Here is a 15,433-nt window from a genome sequence, read left to right as displayed (position 1 = left end):
ATCTTGGCTATACAATACCTATAAATTTTTTAATACCTTATCTAAACCTTGTAACCATGGAGAGCTAGAGAGATGTAATTCATCTAGCTCCTTTGAATCGAATAGAGAGTAAGCAGGCCGCTTAGCTGGGGTCGGGTACTGCTCTGTACCAAGAGCAGTCAGTTTAGGTTGTTTAGACAATAAACCATGCTGATAAGCTTTAGAAAAGATGGCTCTCGCAAAGCCATGCCAACTAGTCGGTATATCTCCCGAAAAATGGTAAATCCCCCAAGCAAGAGAACCATTTTGTTGATAATCCAAGCACAAAGTCAGTATCGCACTAGCAATATCTCCAGCGTAAGTTGGGCTGCCATATTGATCAGCCACCACACCGAGACTGTCTCGCTCTTTTGCTAGACGAAGCATCGTTTTCACAAAATTATTACCGTATTCACTAAAGACCCAAGCCGTTCGCAGAATAATATATTTATCACACGTTGCCGTGACCGATTCTTCACCAGCTAATTTAGAAGCGCCATAAACACTTTGCGGATTAGTCACATCACTTGGCTTATAAGGCTCGACTGCTTCGCCATCAAATACATAGTCAGTCGATATGTGAATCAATGGGATATTCAATCTAGCAGCTTGCTCAGCCAGTAAACACGGCCCTGTGGCATTAACCAAATACGCTGTTTCTGAATCAGTCTCAGCCTTGTCCACTGCCGTATAAGCGGCGGCATTCACAATAATGTCAGGTTTTGTCTGCCTAACAACTTGATCAATGTTTTGGGCATTCGTAATATCCAATTCTGCCGAATCAAAGGCAAAAAGCGCCAATTCTGTGTTTTTGATTACATCTTGAAAACAGCGACCCAGTTGACCATTTTTGCCTGTTAGTAAAATACGCATTTAATTTAACTCGTTTAATCTAAGACCAACTTGATCTTTTGCCGACAAAATAGGTTCAATACCTGAAGGCCACTCAACACCAACATCTGGATCGTTCCAGATCAAACAGCCTTCATCGCTAGGATCATAATAATCCGTACACTTATATTCAAAATCCGCCGTGTCTGATAAAACAACAAAGCCATGAGCTAAACCGGGCGGACCCCATAATTGGCTCTTATTTTCTTCTGAAAGTGTCACGCCAGTCCACTTTCCATAGCTTGGCGAATCCTTACGAATATCAACGATGACATCAAATACCTCACCACGCACAACTCGAACGAGCTTACCTTGAGGTTTCGTCTTCTGAAAATGCAAACCTCTCAGTACATTTTTACTGGAGCGAGAGTGATTATCTTGTACAAAAGGCAAATCGATTCCAGCCATCTCTTGATAGCGAGATAATTGAAAGGTTTCGAGGAAAAAGCCACGCTCGTCGCCAAAAACTTTTGGTTCAATAATGACAGCACCGTCAATATTCGTCTTAATTACATTCATCTCACTTACCTATTATTGATAACCATCAGCCACTTTAAGAAGATACTGGCCATAACCTGTTTTCTTCAACGCTGCGCCAGATTCAACGAGCAGCTCCTTGCTAATCCAGTCGCGGCGATAAGCAATCTCTTCTAAACAAGCGACTTTAAGTCCTTGGCGATGCTCAACGGTTTGCACAAATTGCCCAGCTTCCAAAAGGGCATCATGCGTACCCGTATCTAGCCAAGCAAAGCCACGCCCCAGTAATGAAACATGCAAATCACCACGCTGTAAGTAAGCTAAGTTCACATCGGTGATCTCAAGTTCACCACGTTCCGAAGGCTTAATGCTTTTCGCGATGTCGATCACATCATTATCGTAAAAATATAACCCTGTCACGGCGTAATTAGATTTAGCTTTCGCGGGTTTTTCTTCGATACTCATGGCTTTACCATCGGCATCGAACTCCACCACGCCAAACCGCTCAGGGTCATTCACGTGATAGCCGAATACCGTCGCACCACTTTCGAGAGAAGAGGCCTGCAATAACTTTTCTGAAAAATGTTGACCAAAGAAAATGTTATCACCCAACACAAGCGCCACACTGTCACTACCAATAAAGTCTTCAGCAATGATAAAGGCTTGCGCCAAACCATCAGGAGACGGCTGAATAGCATAGGTCAACTCAATACCAAACTGATGTCCATCACCCAGTAAATGCTGGAAGCTGGCTTGATCCTCTGGTGTCGTAATAATCATAATCTCTCGTATTCCAGCGAGCATTAATACAGACAAAGGATAATAAATCATCGGTTTATCATAAACGGGCATCAATTGTTTAGAAACCGCCAGTGTTAATGGGTGTAAACGTGTTCCACTGCCGCCAGCAAGAATAATTCCTTTACGTTTTTTCATCATAACTACCCTTGCTCTTGGTCACCAATACGATTCAATTTGTAGTCGCCACTTAATACGCGTTGCCACCACTCTGGATTATCTAAATACCATTGCACCGTTTTACGCATGCCCGTTTCAAAGGTTTCTTCAGGTTGCCAATTCAACTCATTGGCGATTTTGGAGGCATCAATTGCATAACGCACATCGTGTCCAGGTCGATCTTTAACATAAGTAATTAAATCTTGATAAGCACTCACACCTTCTGGTTTATGAGGCACCATCTCCTCAAGCAAATCACAAATGGTCTGAACCACTTCAATGTTGCGCTTTTCGTTGTGACCGCCAATATTATAGGTTTCTCCTATCTTCCCTTGCGTTACAACCTTAACGAGCGCGCGAGCATGGTCTTCTACAAACAACCAATCACGAATTTGCGATCCATCACCATAAACAGGCAATGACTTACCAGCTAAAGCATTGAGAATCACATGAGGGATCAATTTTTCTGGGAAGTGATAAGGGCCGTAATTATTCGAACAATTGGTAACGATAGTAGGTAAACCATAGGTACGTAGCCACGCACGAACCAAATGGTCTGAACTCGCTTTACTTGCGGAATAAGGAGAGCTGGGAGAATACGGTGTTGTTTCTGTAAATAACGGCAGAGTGCCTTCCACTTCATCAGGATGCGGTAAGTCTCCATAGACTTCATCCGTCGATATATGATGAAAGCGAAAAGCGGCTTTTTTCTCAGCCCCCAGACTAAGCCAATATTTTCGAGTCGCTTCCAATAAGGTATAAGTCCCGACAATATTAGTCTGGATAAAATCACCTGGGCCATCAATCGAACGATCAACATGGCTCTCTGCTGCCAAATGCATTACAGCATCCGGTTGATGCTGTTGGAATACTCTGTCTAACTCAGCAGCATCGCAAATATCAACTTGCTCAAAAAAGTAGCTACCATTATGTAAATCTGCTGGGATAGATTCTGGATTCCCTGCATAGGTTAACTTATCAAGGTTCACCACAGAATGGTCTGATTTATTAAGTAAATAGCGCACTACCGCACTGCCTATAAAACCAGAACCACCAGTTGCCAATAACTTCATTTTATCCCCTTACACAATAACGTTCGAACGAATCGGCAAATGATACCGCCAATAAAACAAACATACTAATACTAGTCGTTAAGACTTAGGTCGGCTTTGCACTCCAGCGGTCAAAGCAAGGCGCATGGCTTCTTCTACACCTATATCTAATTCAGTCAAACGATCACGGGAAATGTAAAGTGTCATACCGCCAATTTGATAGCTTAGCGGTACATAAACACCGATTAAATCTTGTTCGCCAAAGAGCTGCTGTCCCGTTTGTTCACCGGTAATAAAACCAATCACTTGCGCGCCATTCCATTCAATTGATACAACGCTTTTCATTTCCTTCTTTTCCGCCAAATTAAATACCATCATCATATCTTTGATGGCACCATAAATGGACTTCACTAACGGAATACGCTCGAAAATGTTATGGCTCAATTTGACTAAATAACGAACGCCATAAAGATTGACTAAGAAACCGATCAATACCAAGGCGCCCAAGGTAGCGATTAAGCCCAACCCAGGGAAATACAGCACATCGGGAATAAGAAATAATAAAATTGGCTGAGCAATCGCTTCACCTGTCGCCAACAACCAATAAATCAGATACACGGTCAAACCAATCGGTAGAACCGCCACTAACCCTTTAAGCAATAACGTAATCAATTTGTTCATGTTTACAATGATCCTATAAATGTGTGCACAGCATACCGCAAGCTTTAGGCCACTCCTATTACTCCGAGTAAGACTTAACGAAAAGATTGCCGAAACATCACCAGCCTTATACCCTTTTGCGCAATGACTACTTAGTTAAGGTCTCTTACGGAGTAACAATATGAACTACAAACGCCTAGAAACCTTCGTCTGGGTTGCCTCATTAGGCAATTTTCGTAAGGCCGCAGAGCGACTTCATACTACGCAACCCGCTATTTCCGCTCGAATTTCTGGATTAGAAGCCGAGCTAGGCGTCAAACTTTTCGAACGAGAAGGTGGTTCCAGCCCGATTATGCTGACATCAAAAGGCAAAGAATTACTCCCTTATGTGGAAAAAATTCTTTATCAAACCGAGCAACTACGAAAGCGCGCAGGTCTTTCTACTGCCTATTCTGGCGTATTACGTTTGGGGGTATCAGAAACCATAGTAAACACTTGGCTACCCGATTTTTTGTCACGACTCAACAAAGACATGCCAAACCTCGATGTTGAAATGACAGTCGATATTACGGCCAATTTGAGCAATGGAATAAAAGATAGATCGTTGGATTTGGGGCTGTTAATGGGGCCAATTTCCGAACCAAACATCGTTAATAGAGAGCTTTGTACTTTTTCTCTCTCTTGGGTCGCCAGCCCGAATTTGGACTTGCCGGATAGACTTTTGTATTTGGAAGAATTGGCTAAGTGGCCCATCATTACGTATGCTCGCGCCACCAAACCTTATGTAGAAATCAACCAAAAGTTCCGCGAGCTAGACGGGCCTCCAGCACACTTTTTTGCTTCAACATCATTGGCAGCTTGCCGCAGTTTGGCTATTGACGCCGTAGGGATTTCCACCCTACCGAACATCATGATAACCAAAGAACTAGAAGCGGGAACCCTACGAAAGATTAGAGCGGTCTGGACGCCTAATGACCTCACCTTCACCGCCTCTTATTCAGACGAGCCATTTAACCCCATTGCTGAAGTAGCAACGGATCTTGCCGTGATTGCCGCTCAGGAATACAGCAAGAAACAAACTCAATAATTAGCCTCTTACAATAGGTTCCAATTGTTTCGCCAGATCCAGTAATGCCTGATCCATACCATTGCCTGCCGTCAACATCAGCCCCATTGGCTCTTGTTGGAAGTTGAATGGCAAAGAAATACTACAACCGTTTAACAAATTGGCTAACGACGTATTACGTAGACACAATAAGTTTATTCGATCGTATTCGGAGTCTTTTTCCAAGTCAGACAATTTAGGCGCAACAACCGCAACAGTTGGCAACAAGAAAACCGTACTCGGCTCATCCTCTAACATTTTTTGAATAAAGGCCTTACGAGCCGCTTGAGTCTGCTGAAAATCCTCAGCACTAATGGTTTTAGCGCGCGCTATACGAGACGCCACTCGTGGGTCAAGGTCGGCTGCCTCTAAGTCATAATTTTGACTATAAAACGCCTGACTCTCGAACGCCGAGAATTGCCAAACTGGTAAGGTTTTGTAGATTTCCAGCGCATCAATAAAACGTCGCTCAACCACAACACCAGCCGCTTCAAGCTGAGCTAGTTTCTCGGCAAAACCTTCCTCAATCAGTGTATCTAAATCATTCAGACCGAAATTGCTTGGTACGACGATGCATAATTGCTCAGCGCCTGAGCTTTTTGCTGCCTCAGGTAAAGGCGAAGTTCCAGACAATACCTGCCACAACAACTCACACTCTTCTACTGTTTTAGCTATTGGACCAATAGAATCAAGTGAATCAGACAAGGGTAAACAGCCTTCTCTGGAAACGGTTTGCTGTGACGGTTTAAACCCTGTCAAACCACAAAACGCCGCTGGAATACGCAATGAACCACCCGTGTCTGTGCCAAGCGCAGCATCCGCCGCACCCAGAGCGACCGACGCCGCGCCGCCACTGGTTGATCCTCCAGTAATGCGACCTGCGTTAATCGGATTATCCGGTGTACCATAATGAGGATTTAGTCCTAACCCAGAATAGGCAAGTTCTGTCATATTGGTATGACCCAAAAAACTCGCTCCAGCTTCTCTTAACTGAGTCACAGCGGCAGCATCTTGATCGGCAAGTTGTTGGTTAATAAATATAGATCCTGCTTGCGTCTTATAGCCTTGTACCTGAAACAGGTCTTTAATAGAAATAATCGCCCCATTCAACGGTCCTTTCTGAGGCTCAACATAATCAAACAGCTCAGTAAAAACTGACTGGCCTTTTGAATCGATAATATCTAAAGCACTCTTCCACTTGACGATAAGATCTCGATCCTGCCAAGCAAAATTCGATGTTTTTGGTTGCGTCATACATTCGCTCGCTACTAGACGTTTTTGGATGTTTTTTGAACAATGATTTTATGGAATAACATCCTGATTTGGAGTAGGAAATTACCTCGCTTGATCCGCTCCGTCAAAGGGAGAATAATCGTCGCCATATATTTGATAAAAAAATTGATCAAATCACCCAAAAAAACACGATTAGACTTTTTGCATGCCCTACAACTACTCTTAATTAAATACATTGTGGCAAAAATAAGGAAAGCATTAATGAAACAAGCTCTATCACCATTACTGCAACAAACATCAGAATTGCGCCAAGCAATCCGCAGCAAAGCACATACAGGTGTGACTAGTGGCCTCGCAAAAGGTGCAATGCAAGGTAATGTAGTGATTTTGCCTGCCGATTGGGCTAATGAGTTTTTGCTGTATTGCCAAAAAAATCCTGTATCTTGTCCTTTGATTGGCGTGTCTGAAGTGGGCAATTTTACGATGCCAGAGCTTGGCAACGACATTGATATGCGCCACGACATCCCAGAATACTATGTGTACCGCAATGGCGAAAAAGTCGAAAGCCGATCTGATATTGAAGATTTATGGCAAGACGACATGGTGGCGTTTGTCTTGGGTTGCTCTTTTTCTTTTGAGCACGCGTTGTCCCAAGCAGGACTCACACCAAGAAATATAGAAGAAGACGTCAATGTCTCTATGTTTGAAACCAATATTGCCACCGTACCTGCGGGCCGTTTCTTTGGTAACACGGTCGTCACCATGCGCCCTTATGTGCCAAAAGATGCGATCCGAGCGATTCAAATCACCACACGTTTTCCCAAAGCACACGGCGCTCCACTGCACTTTGGTTCACCACAAGAGATTGGCATCGCGGATTTAAGCAAGCCAGATTACGGCGATGCAGTAAGCATTAAAGAGGGAGAAGTCCCTGTTTTTTGGGCGTGTGGCGTCACACCACAAGTTGCCATTCGAAATGCCAAGCCACCAATTTGCATTACACACGCGCCAGGAAAAATGCTGGTGACAGATATTTTAGATACGGACCTCGCTGTTTTATAGTTTTTCAGAACCTTGAATGATATCGCGCAGGTAGAAACTACCGCGTCAATGATAATAAACAAAATAGGAACGAACACTATGTCAAAATTAACTAACGCATTACTCATTAGTAGCGCCGCTATTGGCGGCCTGACTTCTACTGCCAGCTTTGCCGAAAAATGGCACATGCCAACGCCTTATGGTGACGGCAACTTACCAACTCAAATCGCCTATACTTTTGCCAAAGAAATCAAAGACAACACTAAAGGTGAGCTAGATATCACGGTTCACTCTGGTGGCTCTTTGGTCAAACACACTGAAATCCCACGTTCAGTAAAATCTGGACAAGTGCAAATAGGGGAAGTGTTTTTAGGCATTTTGGGTAATGAAAATCCTATCTACAAACACGACAACATTCCGTTTTTAGCAACCACTTTTGGTGATGCTAAAAAACTCTGGGAAGCCGCCAAACCATCGGTAGCAAAACAACTTGATAAAGACGGCATGATGCTACTTTATGCAGTGGCGTGGCCTGCTCAGAGCCTATACAGCAAAGAACCAGTTAATACACTTGCCGATTTAGCTGGAACAAAAATGCGCGCTTACAGCCCTTCGACGTCTCGTCTAGCAGACTTAATGGGTACAACACCAACCACAATTCAAGTACCTGATATTCCGCAAGCTTTTAGTACTGGCATCATCCAAGCCATGATCACGTCTCCTTCTACCGGTGTAGATAGTCAAGCGTGGGATTACGTGAACTATTACACGGATGTCAAAGCGTGGATTCCTAAAAACATCATTGTCGTCAACAAACGCTCTTTCCGTCGTTTGGATAAAGCAACTCAGCAAGTAGTGCTAGACGCTGCGAAAAACGCTGAAGCAGCAGGCTGGACAAAAGTAGCTGAGCGCACTGCGAAAGATAAAGCCACACTAGTAGCCAACGGCATGAAGGTCTCAGATCCTTCTCCAGAATTATTAAAAGAGCTACAAGCCATTGGTAAAACGATGACCGAAGAATGGAAAGCGGAAGCACCAAAAGAAGTTGGTGAAATCCTGACGCGTTACCAGAACTGATTATCAAGAGTCTTTAGCTGATAACAAAAGACTCTTGGATAAAAACGAGTCCTCCCAACACTCCCTAGTTTTTTGTTGGTTTCAACATAAAGCTAGGTGGTGTCTTCCAAGCAAAAAGTGAACACTATGAGCCAATTAAAAGAAAAACTTTACCTCTGTTCTGGCCTGTTGTCCGGTTTGTGTATCGTTATTATTACCTTGCTGTTATTAGCACAAATCGTCGGTCGTTTATTCGGTTTCATTGTCCCTTCTGCGGAAGATTTCGCTGGTTACGCACTGGCGGCATCAACCTTTCTTGGATTGGCTTATACCTTCCGTGAAGGCGGTCATATTCGAGTCACCTTGTTGATTCAACGATTTTCTCCGGTACCTCGAAAGATACAAGAAAGCGTTATTTTAATCTTGTCCTTAGGGCTATTGTGCTTTTTGTCCTACGCCTGCTGTTACATGGTGTACGAATCTTATCTTTATGAAGAAGTGTCCTACGGCTATGTGCCGGTTCCACTTTGGATTCCTCAACTGTCAGTGGCTATTGGTGTTATTGCGCTTAATCTCGCTATTTTAGATGCCTTAATCACCGTACTACGCGGCAAAAAACCAGCCTACAGTGAACAAGAAGACGCTCTGTCTTTGGAGGAAATCTAATGGATATGATGTGGATTTCTATCCTGCTGGTGTTTGCCATGCTCGTCCTTTTATCGCTTGGTGTTTGGGTGTCTTTTACCCTAATCGCCATTGGTGGTTTGGGCTTAATTCTTTCAGAAAATTATCAGGTAGATTTGCTTTTCGCGACGTCTAGCTGGGGTGCAAGTACTGCGTGGTCACTTACCGCTTTGCCTTTGTTTATTTGGATGGGCGAAGTCTTGTTTCGTACTCGCTTATCAGAAGATTTATTCAAAGGTCTGTCGCCTTGGTTAGGCGGCGTTCCAGGTAAATTGCTACATGTGAATATTCTCAGCTGTGGCATTTTTGCTGCGGTATCTGGCTCTTCTGCGGCCACCGCTGCGACGATTGGACGCATGACTTTGCCAGAGCTTCGCAAGCAAGGTTACAGCGATCGCATGGCCATCGGCACCTTGGCAGGATCTGGAACATTAGGACTGCTCATTCCACCATCGATTATTTTAATTGTGTATGGGGTAGCGGCAGAAGTATCTATCGCACGTTTGTTTATCGCTGGCGCTTTGCCAGGCTTGTTATTAGTCACCCTGTTTATGGGCTTTACCATGATATGGGGACATCTACATAAGGACGAATTGCCTAAAACAACGGGCTATGAAACCAGCTGGTCGGCACGCATCAAAGGCTTACGCAAACTCTTGCCGGTCGTAGGATTAATTGGCTTTGTTTTAGGGTCTATTTACGGTGGTATTACGACGCCAACCGAAGCGGCGGCTATTGGTGTGGCGGGTGCTTTAGTACTAGCAGCACTCACTGGATCGTTAAGCCGTCATAGCTTTATGGACAGCTTATTAGGTGCAGTAAAAAGCTCTTGTATGATTGGCTTTATCCTAGTTGGCGCGCACTTTCTGACGCTGGCGATGGGCTTTTTGGGTATCCCTAAAGCCTTGGCTTTGTGGATCTCAGGCATGTCTTTATCACCTATGGAATTGATCTTATACCTCACAGTGTTGTTCGTGATTTTAGGCTGTTTCTTAGATGGTATTTCTGTGGTGGTACTGACCGTTGCTGTCATCTTACCTATGGTACAAGCGGCGAACATTGATCTGTTGTGGTTTGGTATCTTCATAGTGTTGGTGGTGGAAATGTCGCAAATCACGCCACCCGTTGGCTTCAATCTGTTTGTGATTCAGGCCCTGACCGGGAAGAACATTTTATATGTAGCAAAAGCGGCCTTACCGTTCTTTTTACTGATTGGCGTGGCTATTCTGTTAATTAGTATCTTTCCTGAAATTGTAACCTATTTACCAACGACCATGTCTCAAAACTAAACGCTTTTAACCGTAAATCGGCACGAGGAACCAAAGATGAAATTAAATTGCGATATGGGCGAGGCGTTTGGCACTTGGAAAATGGGCTTAGACGATCAAATTATGCCGTTTGTAGACCAAGCAAACATCGCTTGCGGTTTCCATGCTTCCGATCCGCTAACCATGGCAAAAACCGTTGCCTTAGCAAAACAACATAATGTCACTATTGGCGCGCATCCAGCCTATCCGGATTTGGTTGGCTTTGGTCGTCGTAATATGGACATCGCACCGGCTGAATTAAAGGCGCTTATTCAATATCAAATTGGCGCGTTAAAAGGCATTTGCGAAAGCCAAAATACACAAGTGGATTACGTTAAACCTCACGGTGCTTTGTACAACACCATGATGGCGGATTTCACCGTGTTAGACACAGTGATGCAAGCGGTCAGCGAATTAGACGCTACCATGCCACTTATGGTGATGGCGGTGCCAGAAGCCCCTGAAATCCAGAAGATGGCAAAGAAATATGGCCTTCGAGTTTGGTTTGAAGCTTTCTCTGATCGTTTATACACAGACGAAGGTCGACTCACGCCACGCAAAGAACCCAACGCGGTTCACGCCAGTTTTGATTTGATCGAAAAACAAGTCGAGCAATTATGCGAAACAGGCACATTAACGACCACCTCGGGCAAGCAGTTGGCGATCCACGCTGACACAATTTGTGTGCATGGCGATGGTGCTCATGCGGTGGATGCTGTCACGCGCATTCGCACTCTGGTTGATCGACTAAACCTTAATCAACCAGTTAAAAAAAGCGCGAAATAAATCATGAGCCGTGAAGATTTCCCGAACATAGAGATGGTCAGTAATCAGGCCTGCTTGTTAACCTTTAGTAAGGTGATTAGCGAAGCGACCTCCAATTACATTGCTCAAGTCACGCAGCAGTTGGCGAAGCTGGCGGGCATTGTGGATTTGGTGCCATCTTACACAACGCTTTTGGTGGTATTTGATGATGATCATTACGACCGTTTTGCCATTTTTAAAACCATACGCCAGACCATAGAAGCCATTGATCCCAATGACTTCTCGGTCAAAGATCAGCGCGAAGTAGTGATTCCTGTGTATTACGACAAAGAAGTCGGACCAGATATCGAAGACGTTGCCAGCCATTGTAAACTGAGCATCGACGAGGTCATTAAACGTCACAGTGAAACAACTTATCGCGCCTACGCCATTGGTTTTACACCAGGTTTTGCCTTCCTGGGAAATACGCCAGATGAACTTCATGTACCAAGAAAAACCACACCGAGATTAAAAGTACCGATTGGCAGCGTTGCCATTGCAGAAAACCAAACCGCAGTGTATCCCAGCGTCACGCCCGGTGGCTGGCAAATCATTGGTCGCACGCCAGTCAATTTGATTGATTGGGGCAGCAAGAATCTCGCACTAATCGCCATGGGAGATTCGGTGCGATTCGAGCCTATTTCTCGGGATGAATTCTTAGTGCAAGGAGGTCAGCTCGATGGCTTTTAAAGTAATCAAACCTGGTTTATTGGCACTGATTCAAGACTTGGGCCGTCATGGTCATCAATCTATTGGTCTAACTACGGGCGGGCCGATGGATGAGGTCGCCTTTCGTTGGGCTAATGCCCTACTAGACAACGACAGTAATAGTGCGCAGATCGAAATCACCTTTGGTATGTTCACCTTGGAAGCACAAGCCAATACCAGTATTGCTATCACTGGGGCTGATCTTGCGGCGACGTTAAACGACAAAAGCATCACGCCTTGGCAAACCTACGCCATTAAAAAAGGCGATGTCTTAGCCTTCCACCAGCCGGTTTGGGGATTACGGGCTTATCTCGCGGTGAAAGGCGGTTTCCGTTGCGAACCGACACTAGGCAGTGTTGCCACTGTGATGCGCGAAAAAATTGGCGGACTCACAGGTAAAGGTGACAAGCTGCAAAAAGGCGATTTACTTTCTTATCAAGCTTGTTCTGATCATCAGCAACGATCTGTGCCACGCTTGGCAATCCCGAATTATGGTAACAAAGAAATTCCGGTGATTTTGGGTTATCAATATCAGTCTTTTTCTTCTCTGGAACGTGCGAACTTTTTCTCGAGCGATTACAAAGTGTCGTCGAACTCAGATCGAATGGGTTATCGCTTAGAAGGCAAAGAAGTACACAGCGACCTGAAAGGCATTATTTCCGAAGGCATTGCCTATGGCGCGATTCAAGTTCCCAAAGATGGCCAACCTATTGTCTTGCTGCAAGACAGGCAAACCATCGGTGGCTACCCAAAAATGGGCTGTGTAACCCGCATTGGCGGTGGCATTTTGGCACAACAAAAGCCGGGCGATATTATCCAATTCACGCCCATCACAGTCGATCAAGCCGAGCAAGAACGACACTTGCAAATGGCTCGACTCGCTCAATGGCGCTAGCCCTTCCTAGCAGTCTAATATAATGTCAAAACAGGTCACGCGACCTGCTTTGACATTTACTTACCAATTACTAGATTAACTGTCACTGTTTTTATTCTAAACTGATGAAATATTACTCAGAGATGCATGAGTATTTTATTCAACAGACTTAAAAATGAAGAGAATAAAGATGGTTGAACCCTTTAAGCCACACAACAAACTCACCTTTCAAGTCTCAATATGGCTCTTGATGATCGCGCTTGTCCTGATTCCTTGTTTTTCCTATTGGCTTATTCATCAACAAAACCAATTAATTGATCAAGATAGAAAACGTCACTACCAAGAATTAACCACCGAATATGCCTCTATTCTGACATCAGCTTATCCATTTTCAGATCAAAAAAATCTTAACGTATATTTACTTTCTTTACTGAGTTTTCAAGGCGTCGCGGCTGTTAAAGCAGAGTTAGAAAAAGATATTACTTGGGAAAGAACGCATCTTGATACATCTGAGGATGGCTGGCATTTCGAAGCACTTATTTATAAAAGCGTAAACTCGAAAGCTGTTCTTGGAAAATTACAGATAGTCACCGAAAAAAGACCCAATAGTGACTTAATGCCATTAAAAGTAAATACCATTTTCGTGCTGATCGCTTTTTGGCTAGTAAACTTACTCTGCCTCGTTTTCTTTCTCAATAGAAAAATTATTGCTCGTTTATCCAGTATTGCGAAACAACTAAATTACGCGAAAGATGAAAAATTTTATGAGTCTAATGACCCCTTTCATCAAGTTTTAAACAAGAACAATAAGAATGAAATAGATATTTTAATACAAAGTATCACTCGTGTTTGGCAAATGAACCGAGTGTACTTTCGCTTTAAAAAACGCCAAGACCTTGCTTTTGATGAACAAGTAAAAAATCTTGAGCAGCTAACCGCAAGTCAGTACGGTCAAATAGAACGTTATCGGCAAGATAAAGAACATGCCGAATATCACTTACAGACTGTGATAGATGCCCTTCCTTACAGAGTTTTTTGGAAAGACCTTAACGGAGCCTATCTTGGAGCTAATGCACTCTTTTTGAGTGATATAAATTGCACGCTTAGCCAGGTAATCGGTTTTCGTGATGACCAGTTTGCTTGGCAAAAACGCGCAAAATTGATCATGGCAGATGATCGAACCATCATGGATTCTGGCAAAGGCCAGCACGACTTTAAAGAAAAAGTGCTGTTTGCAGACAACTCAAGATTATGGGTTATCAAAAGCAAAATGCCGTTGCGTGACCCAGAAGGAAAAATCATTGGTGTTATTGGTTATTACTACCCTTACTCAGAAGAAAATTCCGTCAGGCCTTAAAGGAGAAGACTTTGTATAGGTTGCCAAAAAAAGGGGAAATGCTTTTATGTGTGCTTTTACTCTTATTCACGCAAAGAGGAATAGCGGATGAATTGCGCCTTGGTTTTACCGGCCCACTTACTGGTCCAAATGCCCTATTAGGCCAACAAGCTGTGCGCGGAATAGAACTGGGGTTCAAACGGCTCAATGCTTCAGGGAAACTGAATTATCGACTGGTTTTGCATGCTTTGGACGATGGCTATGAGCCTAGCAGAACTGTCCCACAAGTAATGAAGTTGATTCATGACGATAGTATAAAAGCCATTATAGGCAGTATCGGTACACCGACCAATCTCGCTTCGTTAGACGTTCTAGCGAAATATAATATTCCACTGATTGCACCACTTTCAGGAGCAAGATCCCTTCGGCAGAGCGATTCCAAACCCTTTATCTTTAATACCAGAGCCGATTATGCCGAAGAAGCTAAGAATTTAATCGAAGCGTTGACCAATCACTATGGAATAAATCCTAATGAAGTGGCCATTCTTGCGCAAAAAGACAGTTTTGGGGATTCAGGATTAGCCAACACCCTGAAAGAATTAAAGAACGCTGGTTTAGAAGATCCCTCCAATATTTTACAAATTCGCTACCAGCGTAATAGCATCAGTGCAGATAACGCAGTGGCTGATATTTTAAGCGTCTACCCAACGCCAAAGGCGATTATTATGATCAGTACTTACGAGATATCGGCCAATCTTGTTATGCAACTTGAGCAACTTGGTATACGGCCAATCTACGCCTCTTTCTCATACTCTGGATTAGAAACCTTATACAAAAAAGTACAAAAGTATAAAGCCAACATCATTGTTACCCAAACAACGCCCTCTTTTAGTGATACAAGGTCTATGCTTATTAACCAACTATTAGAGGATATGAAAGACTTTGGGGATTTTGACCCTCCAACCACGGTTCAGTTTGAAAGTTATATCAACACTCTGATTTTAGGGAATGCGCTTCTGCCCTTAAAACAACTGCCAACTAGCCAACAGATTGAAGACGGATTAAAACAACTAATAGCAGAAAACCATGATTATAAAGGCCCATCAGAACTACAGTTTTTAAACCCCGAAAACAGGCATGTTTGGGTAAATATTATTAAAGATGGGGTTATAGAAGAGCTAAGTGTTACGAACAATCATTAATCATCTATTAAACTTAAGTATGGCAAGC

The 15,433-nt window shown here is 43.6% G+C and carries 16 protein-coding genes; 10 read left to right on the top strand and 6 right to left on the bottom strand.

From position 1 onward, the window contains the following. Positions 1 to 18: 18 nt before the first annotated feature. The 5 genes from rfbD to ACO05V_RS04410 form a co-directional block, all read right to left on the bottom strand. Positions 19 to 891, bottom strand: a complete 873-nt coding sequence (rfbD, locus tag ACO05V_RS04430) for a dTDP-4-dehydrorhamnose reductase (protein ID WP_421847905.1) — start codon at positions 889 to 891, stop codon at positions 19 to 21. After that, positions 892 to 1,428 carry a dTDP-4-dehydrorhamnose 3,5-epimerase gene (rfbC, locus tag ACO05V_RS04425; RefSeq protein WP_421847903.1) on the bottom strand — a complete coding sequence of 179 codons (537 nt, stop codon included), beginning with the start codon at positions 1,426 to 1,428 and terminating at the stop codon, positions 892 to 894. Between the two features lie 12 nt (positions 1,429 to 1,440). Next, positions 1,441 to 2,322: a glucose-1-phosphate thymidylyltransferase RfbA gene (gene rfbA / locus ACO05V_RS04420; RefSeq protein ID WP_421856870.1), complete on the bottom strand. Its 882-nt coding sequence runs from the start codon at positions 2,320 to 2,322 to the stop codon at positions 1,441 to 1,443. A 5-nt stretch (positions 2,323 to 2,327) separates the two neighbouring features. Beyond that, positions 2,328 to 3,416 (bottom strand): dTDP-glucose 4,6-dehydratase, encoded by a 1,089-nt coding sequence (rfbB, locus tag ACO05V_RS04415; protein WP_421847901.1) that lies wholly within the window; start codon positions 3,414 to 3,416, stop codon positions 2,328 to 2,330. 78 nt (positions 3,417 to 3,494) lie between these two features. Continuing rightward, positions 3,495 to 4,076: a DUF502 domain-containing protein gene (locus ACO05V_RS04410; protein WP_421847899.1), complete on the bottom strand. Its 582-nt coding sequence runs from the start codon at positions 4,074 to 4,076 to the stop codon at positions 3,495 to 3,497. A 160-nt stretch (positions 4,077 to 4,236) separates the two neighbouring features. Here ACO05V_RS04410 and ACO05V_RS04405 point away from each other — a divergent pair, with 160 nt between their 5' ends. Continuing rightward, on the top strand, positions 4,237 to 5,142 hold the full coding sequence (locus ACO05V_RS04405) for a LysR family transcriptional regulator (protein WP_421847897.1): 906 nt from the start codon (positions 4,237 to 4,239) through the stop codon (positions 5,140 to 5,142). Here the strand turns inward: ACO05V_RS04405 and ACO05V_RS04400 are convergent, their stop codons facing one another. Continuing rightward, complete coding sequence (locus ACO05V_RS04400; RefSeq protein WP_421847895.1) at positions 5,143 to 6,414, bottom strand: amidase family protein; 1,272 nt, start codon at positions 6,412 to 6,414, stop codon at positions 5,143 to 5,145. A 240-nt stretch (positions 6,415 to 6,654) separates the two neighbouring features. On the opposite strand from ACO05V_RS04400, the gene ACO05V_RS04395 reads away from it, so the two are divergent. The 9 genes from ACO05V_RS04395 (at position 6,655) to ACO05V_RS04355 (ending at position 15,405) form a co-directional block, all read left to right on the top strand. Then, positions 6,655 to 7,455, top strand: a complete 801-nt coding sequence (locus tag ACO05V_RS04395) for a putative hydro-lyase (RefSeq protein WP_421847893.1) — start codon at positions 6,655 to 6,657, stop codon at positions 7,453 to 7,455. 78 nt (positions 7,456 to 7,533) lie between these two features. Next, entirely contained in the window at positions 7,534 to 8,511 is a 978-nt protein-coding gene (locus ACO05V_RS04390; protein WP_421847891.1) for a TRAP transporter substrate-binding protein, read from the top strand. A gap of 126 nt (positions 8,512 to 8,637) precedes the next feature. After that, complete coding sequence (locus ACO05V_RS04385) at positions 8,638 to 9,156, top strand: TRAP transporter small permease (protein WP_421847889.1); 519 nt, start codon at positions 8,638 to 8,640, stop codon at positions 9,154 to 9,156. After that, positions 9,156 to 10,463, top strand: a complete 1,308-nt coding sequence (locus tag ACO05V_RS04380; protein WP_421847887.1) for a TRAP transporter large permease — start codon at positions 9,156 to 9,158, stop codon at positions 10,461 to 10,463. The genes ACO05V_RS04385 and ACO05V_RS04380 overlap by 1 nt, the downstream gene beginning before the upstream one ends. A gap of 36 nt (positions 10,464 to 10,499) precedes the next feature. After that, a complete protein-coding gene (locus tag ACO05V_RS04375; RefSeq protein ID WP_421847885.1) occupies positions 10,500 to 11,267 on the top strand; it encodes a 5-oxoprolinase subunit PxpA in 768 nt (255 codons plus the stop codon). 3 nt (positions 11,268 to 11,270) lie between these two features. Then, on the top strand, positions 11,271 to 11,975 hold the full coding sequence (gene pxpB, locus ACO05V_RS04370; protein WP_421847883.1) for a 5-oxoprolinase subunit PxpB: 705 nt from the start codon (positions 11,271 to 11,273) through the stop codon (positions 11,973 to 11,975). After that, the gene (locus ACO05V_RS04365) at positions 11,965 to 12,888 is read left to right on the top strand and encodes a biotin-dependent carboxyltransferase family protein (protein ID WP_421847881.1); all 924 of its coding nucleotides are present in this window, start codon (positions 11,965 to 11,967) and stop codon (positions 12,886 to 12,888) included. Before pxpB ends, ACO05V_RS04365 begins: the two co-directional genes overlap by 11 nt. A 169-nt stretch (positions 12,889 to 13,057) precedes the next feature. Continuing rightward, positions 13,058 to 14,224 (top strand): PAS domain-containing protein, encoded by a 1,167-nt coding sequence (locus tag ACO05V_RS04360; protein ID WP_421847879.1) that lies wholly within the window; start codon positions 13,058 to 13,060, stop codon positions 14,222 to 14,224. A gap of 20 nt (positions 14,225 to 14,244) precedes the next feature. Then, positions 14,245 to 15,405 (top strand): ABC transporter substrate-binding protein, encoded by a 1,161-nt coding sequence (locus tag ACO05V_RS04355; RefSeq protein ID WP_421847877.1) that lies wholly within the window; start codon positions 14,245 to 14,247, stop codon positions 15,403 to 15,405. Positions 15,406 to 15,433: the final 28 nt, after the last annotated feature.

The organism is Marinomonas sp. (genome assembly GCF_965225885.1).
Classification (GTDB): domain Bacteria; phylum Pseudomonadota; class Gammaproteobacteria; order Pseudomonadales; family Marinomonadaceae; genus Marinomonas.
Note: the sequence above shows the minus strand (reverse complement) of the source record. Positions and strands in the feature narration are given on the sequence as shown.

Bases quoted from the DNA above. Each gene is read 5' to 3' on its own strand.
- ACO05V_RS04360 (WP_421847879.1), top strand. From the start codon at position 13,058: ATGGTTGAACCCTTTAAGCCACACAACAAACTCACCTTTCAAGTCTCA.
- rfbC (WP_421847903.1), bottom strand. From the start codon at position 1,428: ATGAATGTAATTAAGACGAATATTGACGGTGCTGTCATTATTGAACCA.
- ACO05V_RS04410 (WP_421847899.1), bottom strand. From the start codon at position 4,076: ATGAACAAATTGATTACGTTATTGCTTAAAGGGTTAGTGGCGGTTCTA.
- ACO05V_RS04390 (WP_421847891.1), top strand. From the start codon at position 7,534: ATGTCAAAATTAACTAACGCATTACTCATTAGTAGCGCCGCTATTGGC.
- rfbB (WP_421847901.1), bottom strand. From the start codon at position 3,416: ATGAAGTTATTGGCAACTGGTGGTTCTGGTTTTATAGGCAGTGCGGTA.
- ACO05V_RS04385 (WP_421847889.1), top strand. From the start codon at position 8,638: ATGAGCCAATTAAAAGAAAAACTTTACCTCTGTTCTGGCCTGTTGTCC.
- ACO05V_RS04375 (WP_421847885.1), top strand. From the start codon at position 10,500: ATGAAATTAAATTGCGATATGGGCGAGGCGTTTGGCACTTGGAAAATG.
- rfbD (WP_421847905.1), bottom strand. From the start codon at position 891: ATGCGTATTTTACTAACAGGCAAAAATGGTCAACTGGGTCGCTGTTTT.
- ACO05V_RS04365 (WP_421847881.1), top strand. From the start codon at position 11,965: ATGGCTTTTAAAGTAATCAAACCTGGTTTATTGGCACTGATTCAAGAC.
- ACO05V_RS04395 (WP_421847893.1), top strand. From the start codon at position 6,655: ATGAAACAAGCTCTATCACCATTACTGCAACAAACATCAGAATTGCGC.
- pxpB (WP_421847883.1), top strand. From the start codon at position 11,271: ATGAGCCGTGAAGATTTCCCGAACATAGAGATGGTCAGTAATCAGGCC.
- ACO05V_RS04380 (WP_421847887.1), top strand. From the start codon at position 9,156: ATGGATATGATGTGGATTTCTATCCTGCTGGTGTTTGCCATGCTCGTC.
- rfbA (WP_421856870.1), bottom strand. From the start codon at position 2,322: ATGAAAAAACGTAAAGGAATTATTCTTGCTGGCGGCAGTGGAACACGT.
- ACO05V_RS04400 (WP_421847895.1), bottom strand. From the start codon at position 6,414: ATGACGCAACCAAAAACATCGAATTTTGCTTGGCAGGATCGAGATCTT.
- ACO05V_RS04405 (WP_421847897.1), top strand. From the start codon at position 4,237: ATGAACTACAAACGCCTAGAAACCTTCGTCTGGGTTGCCTCATTAGGC.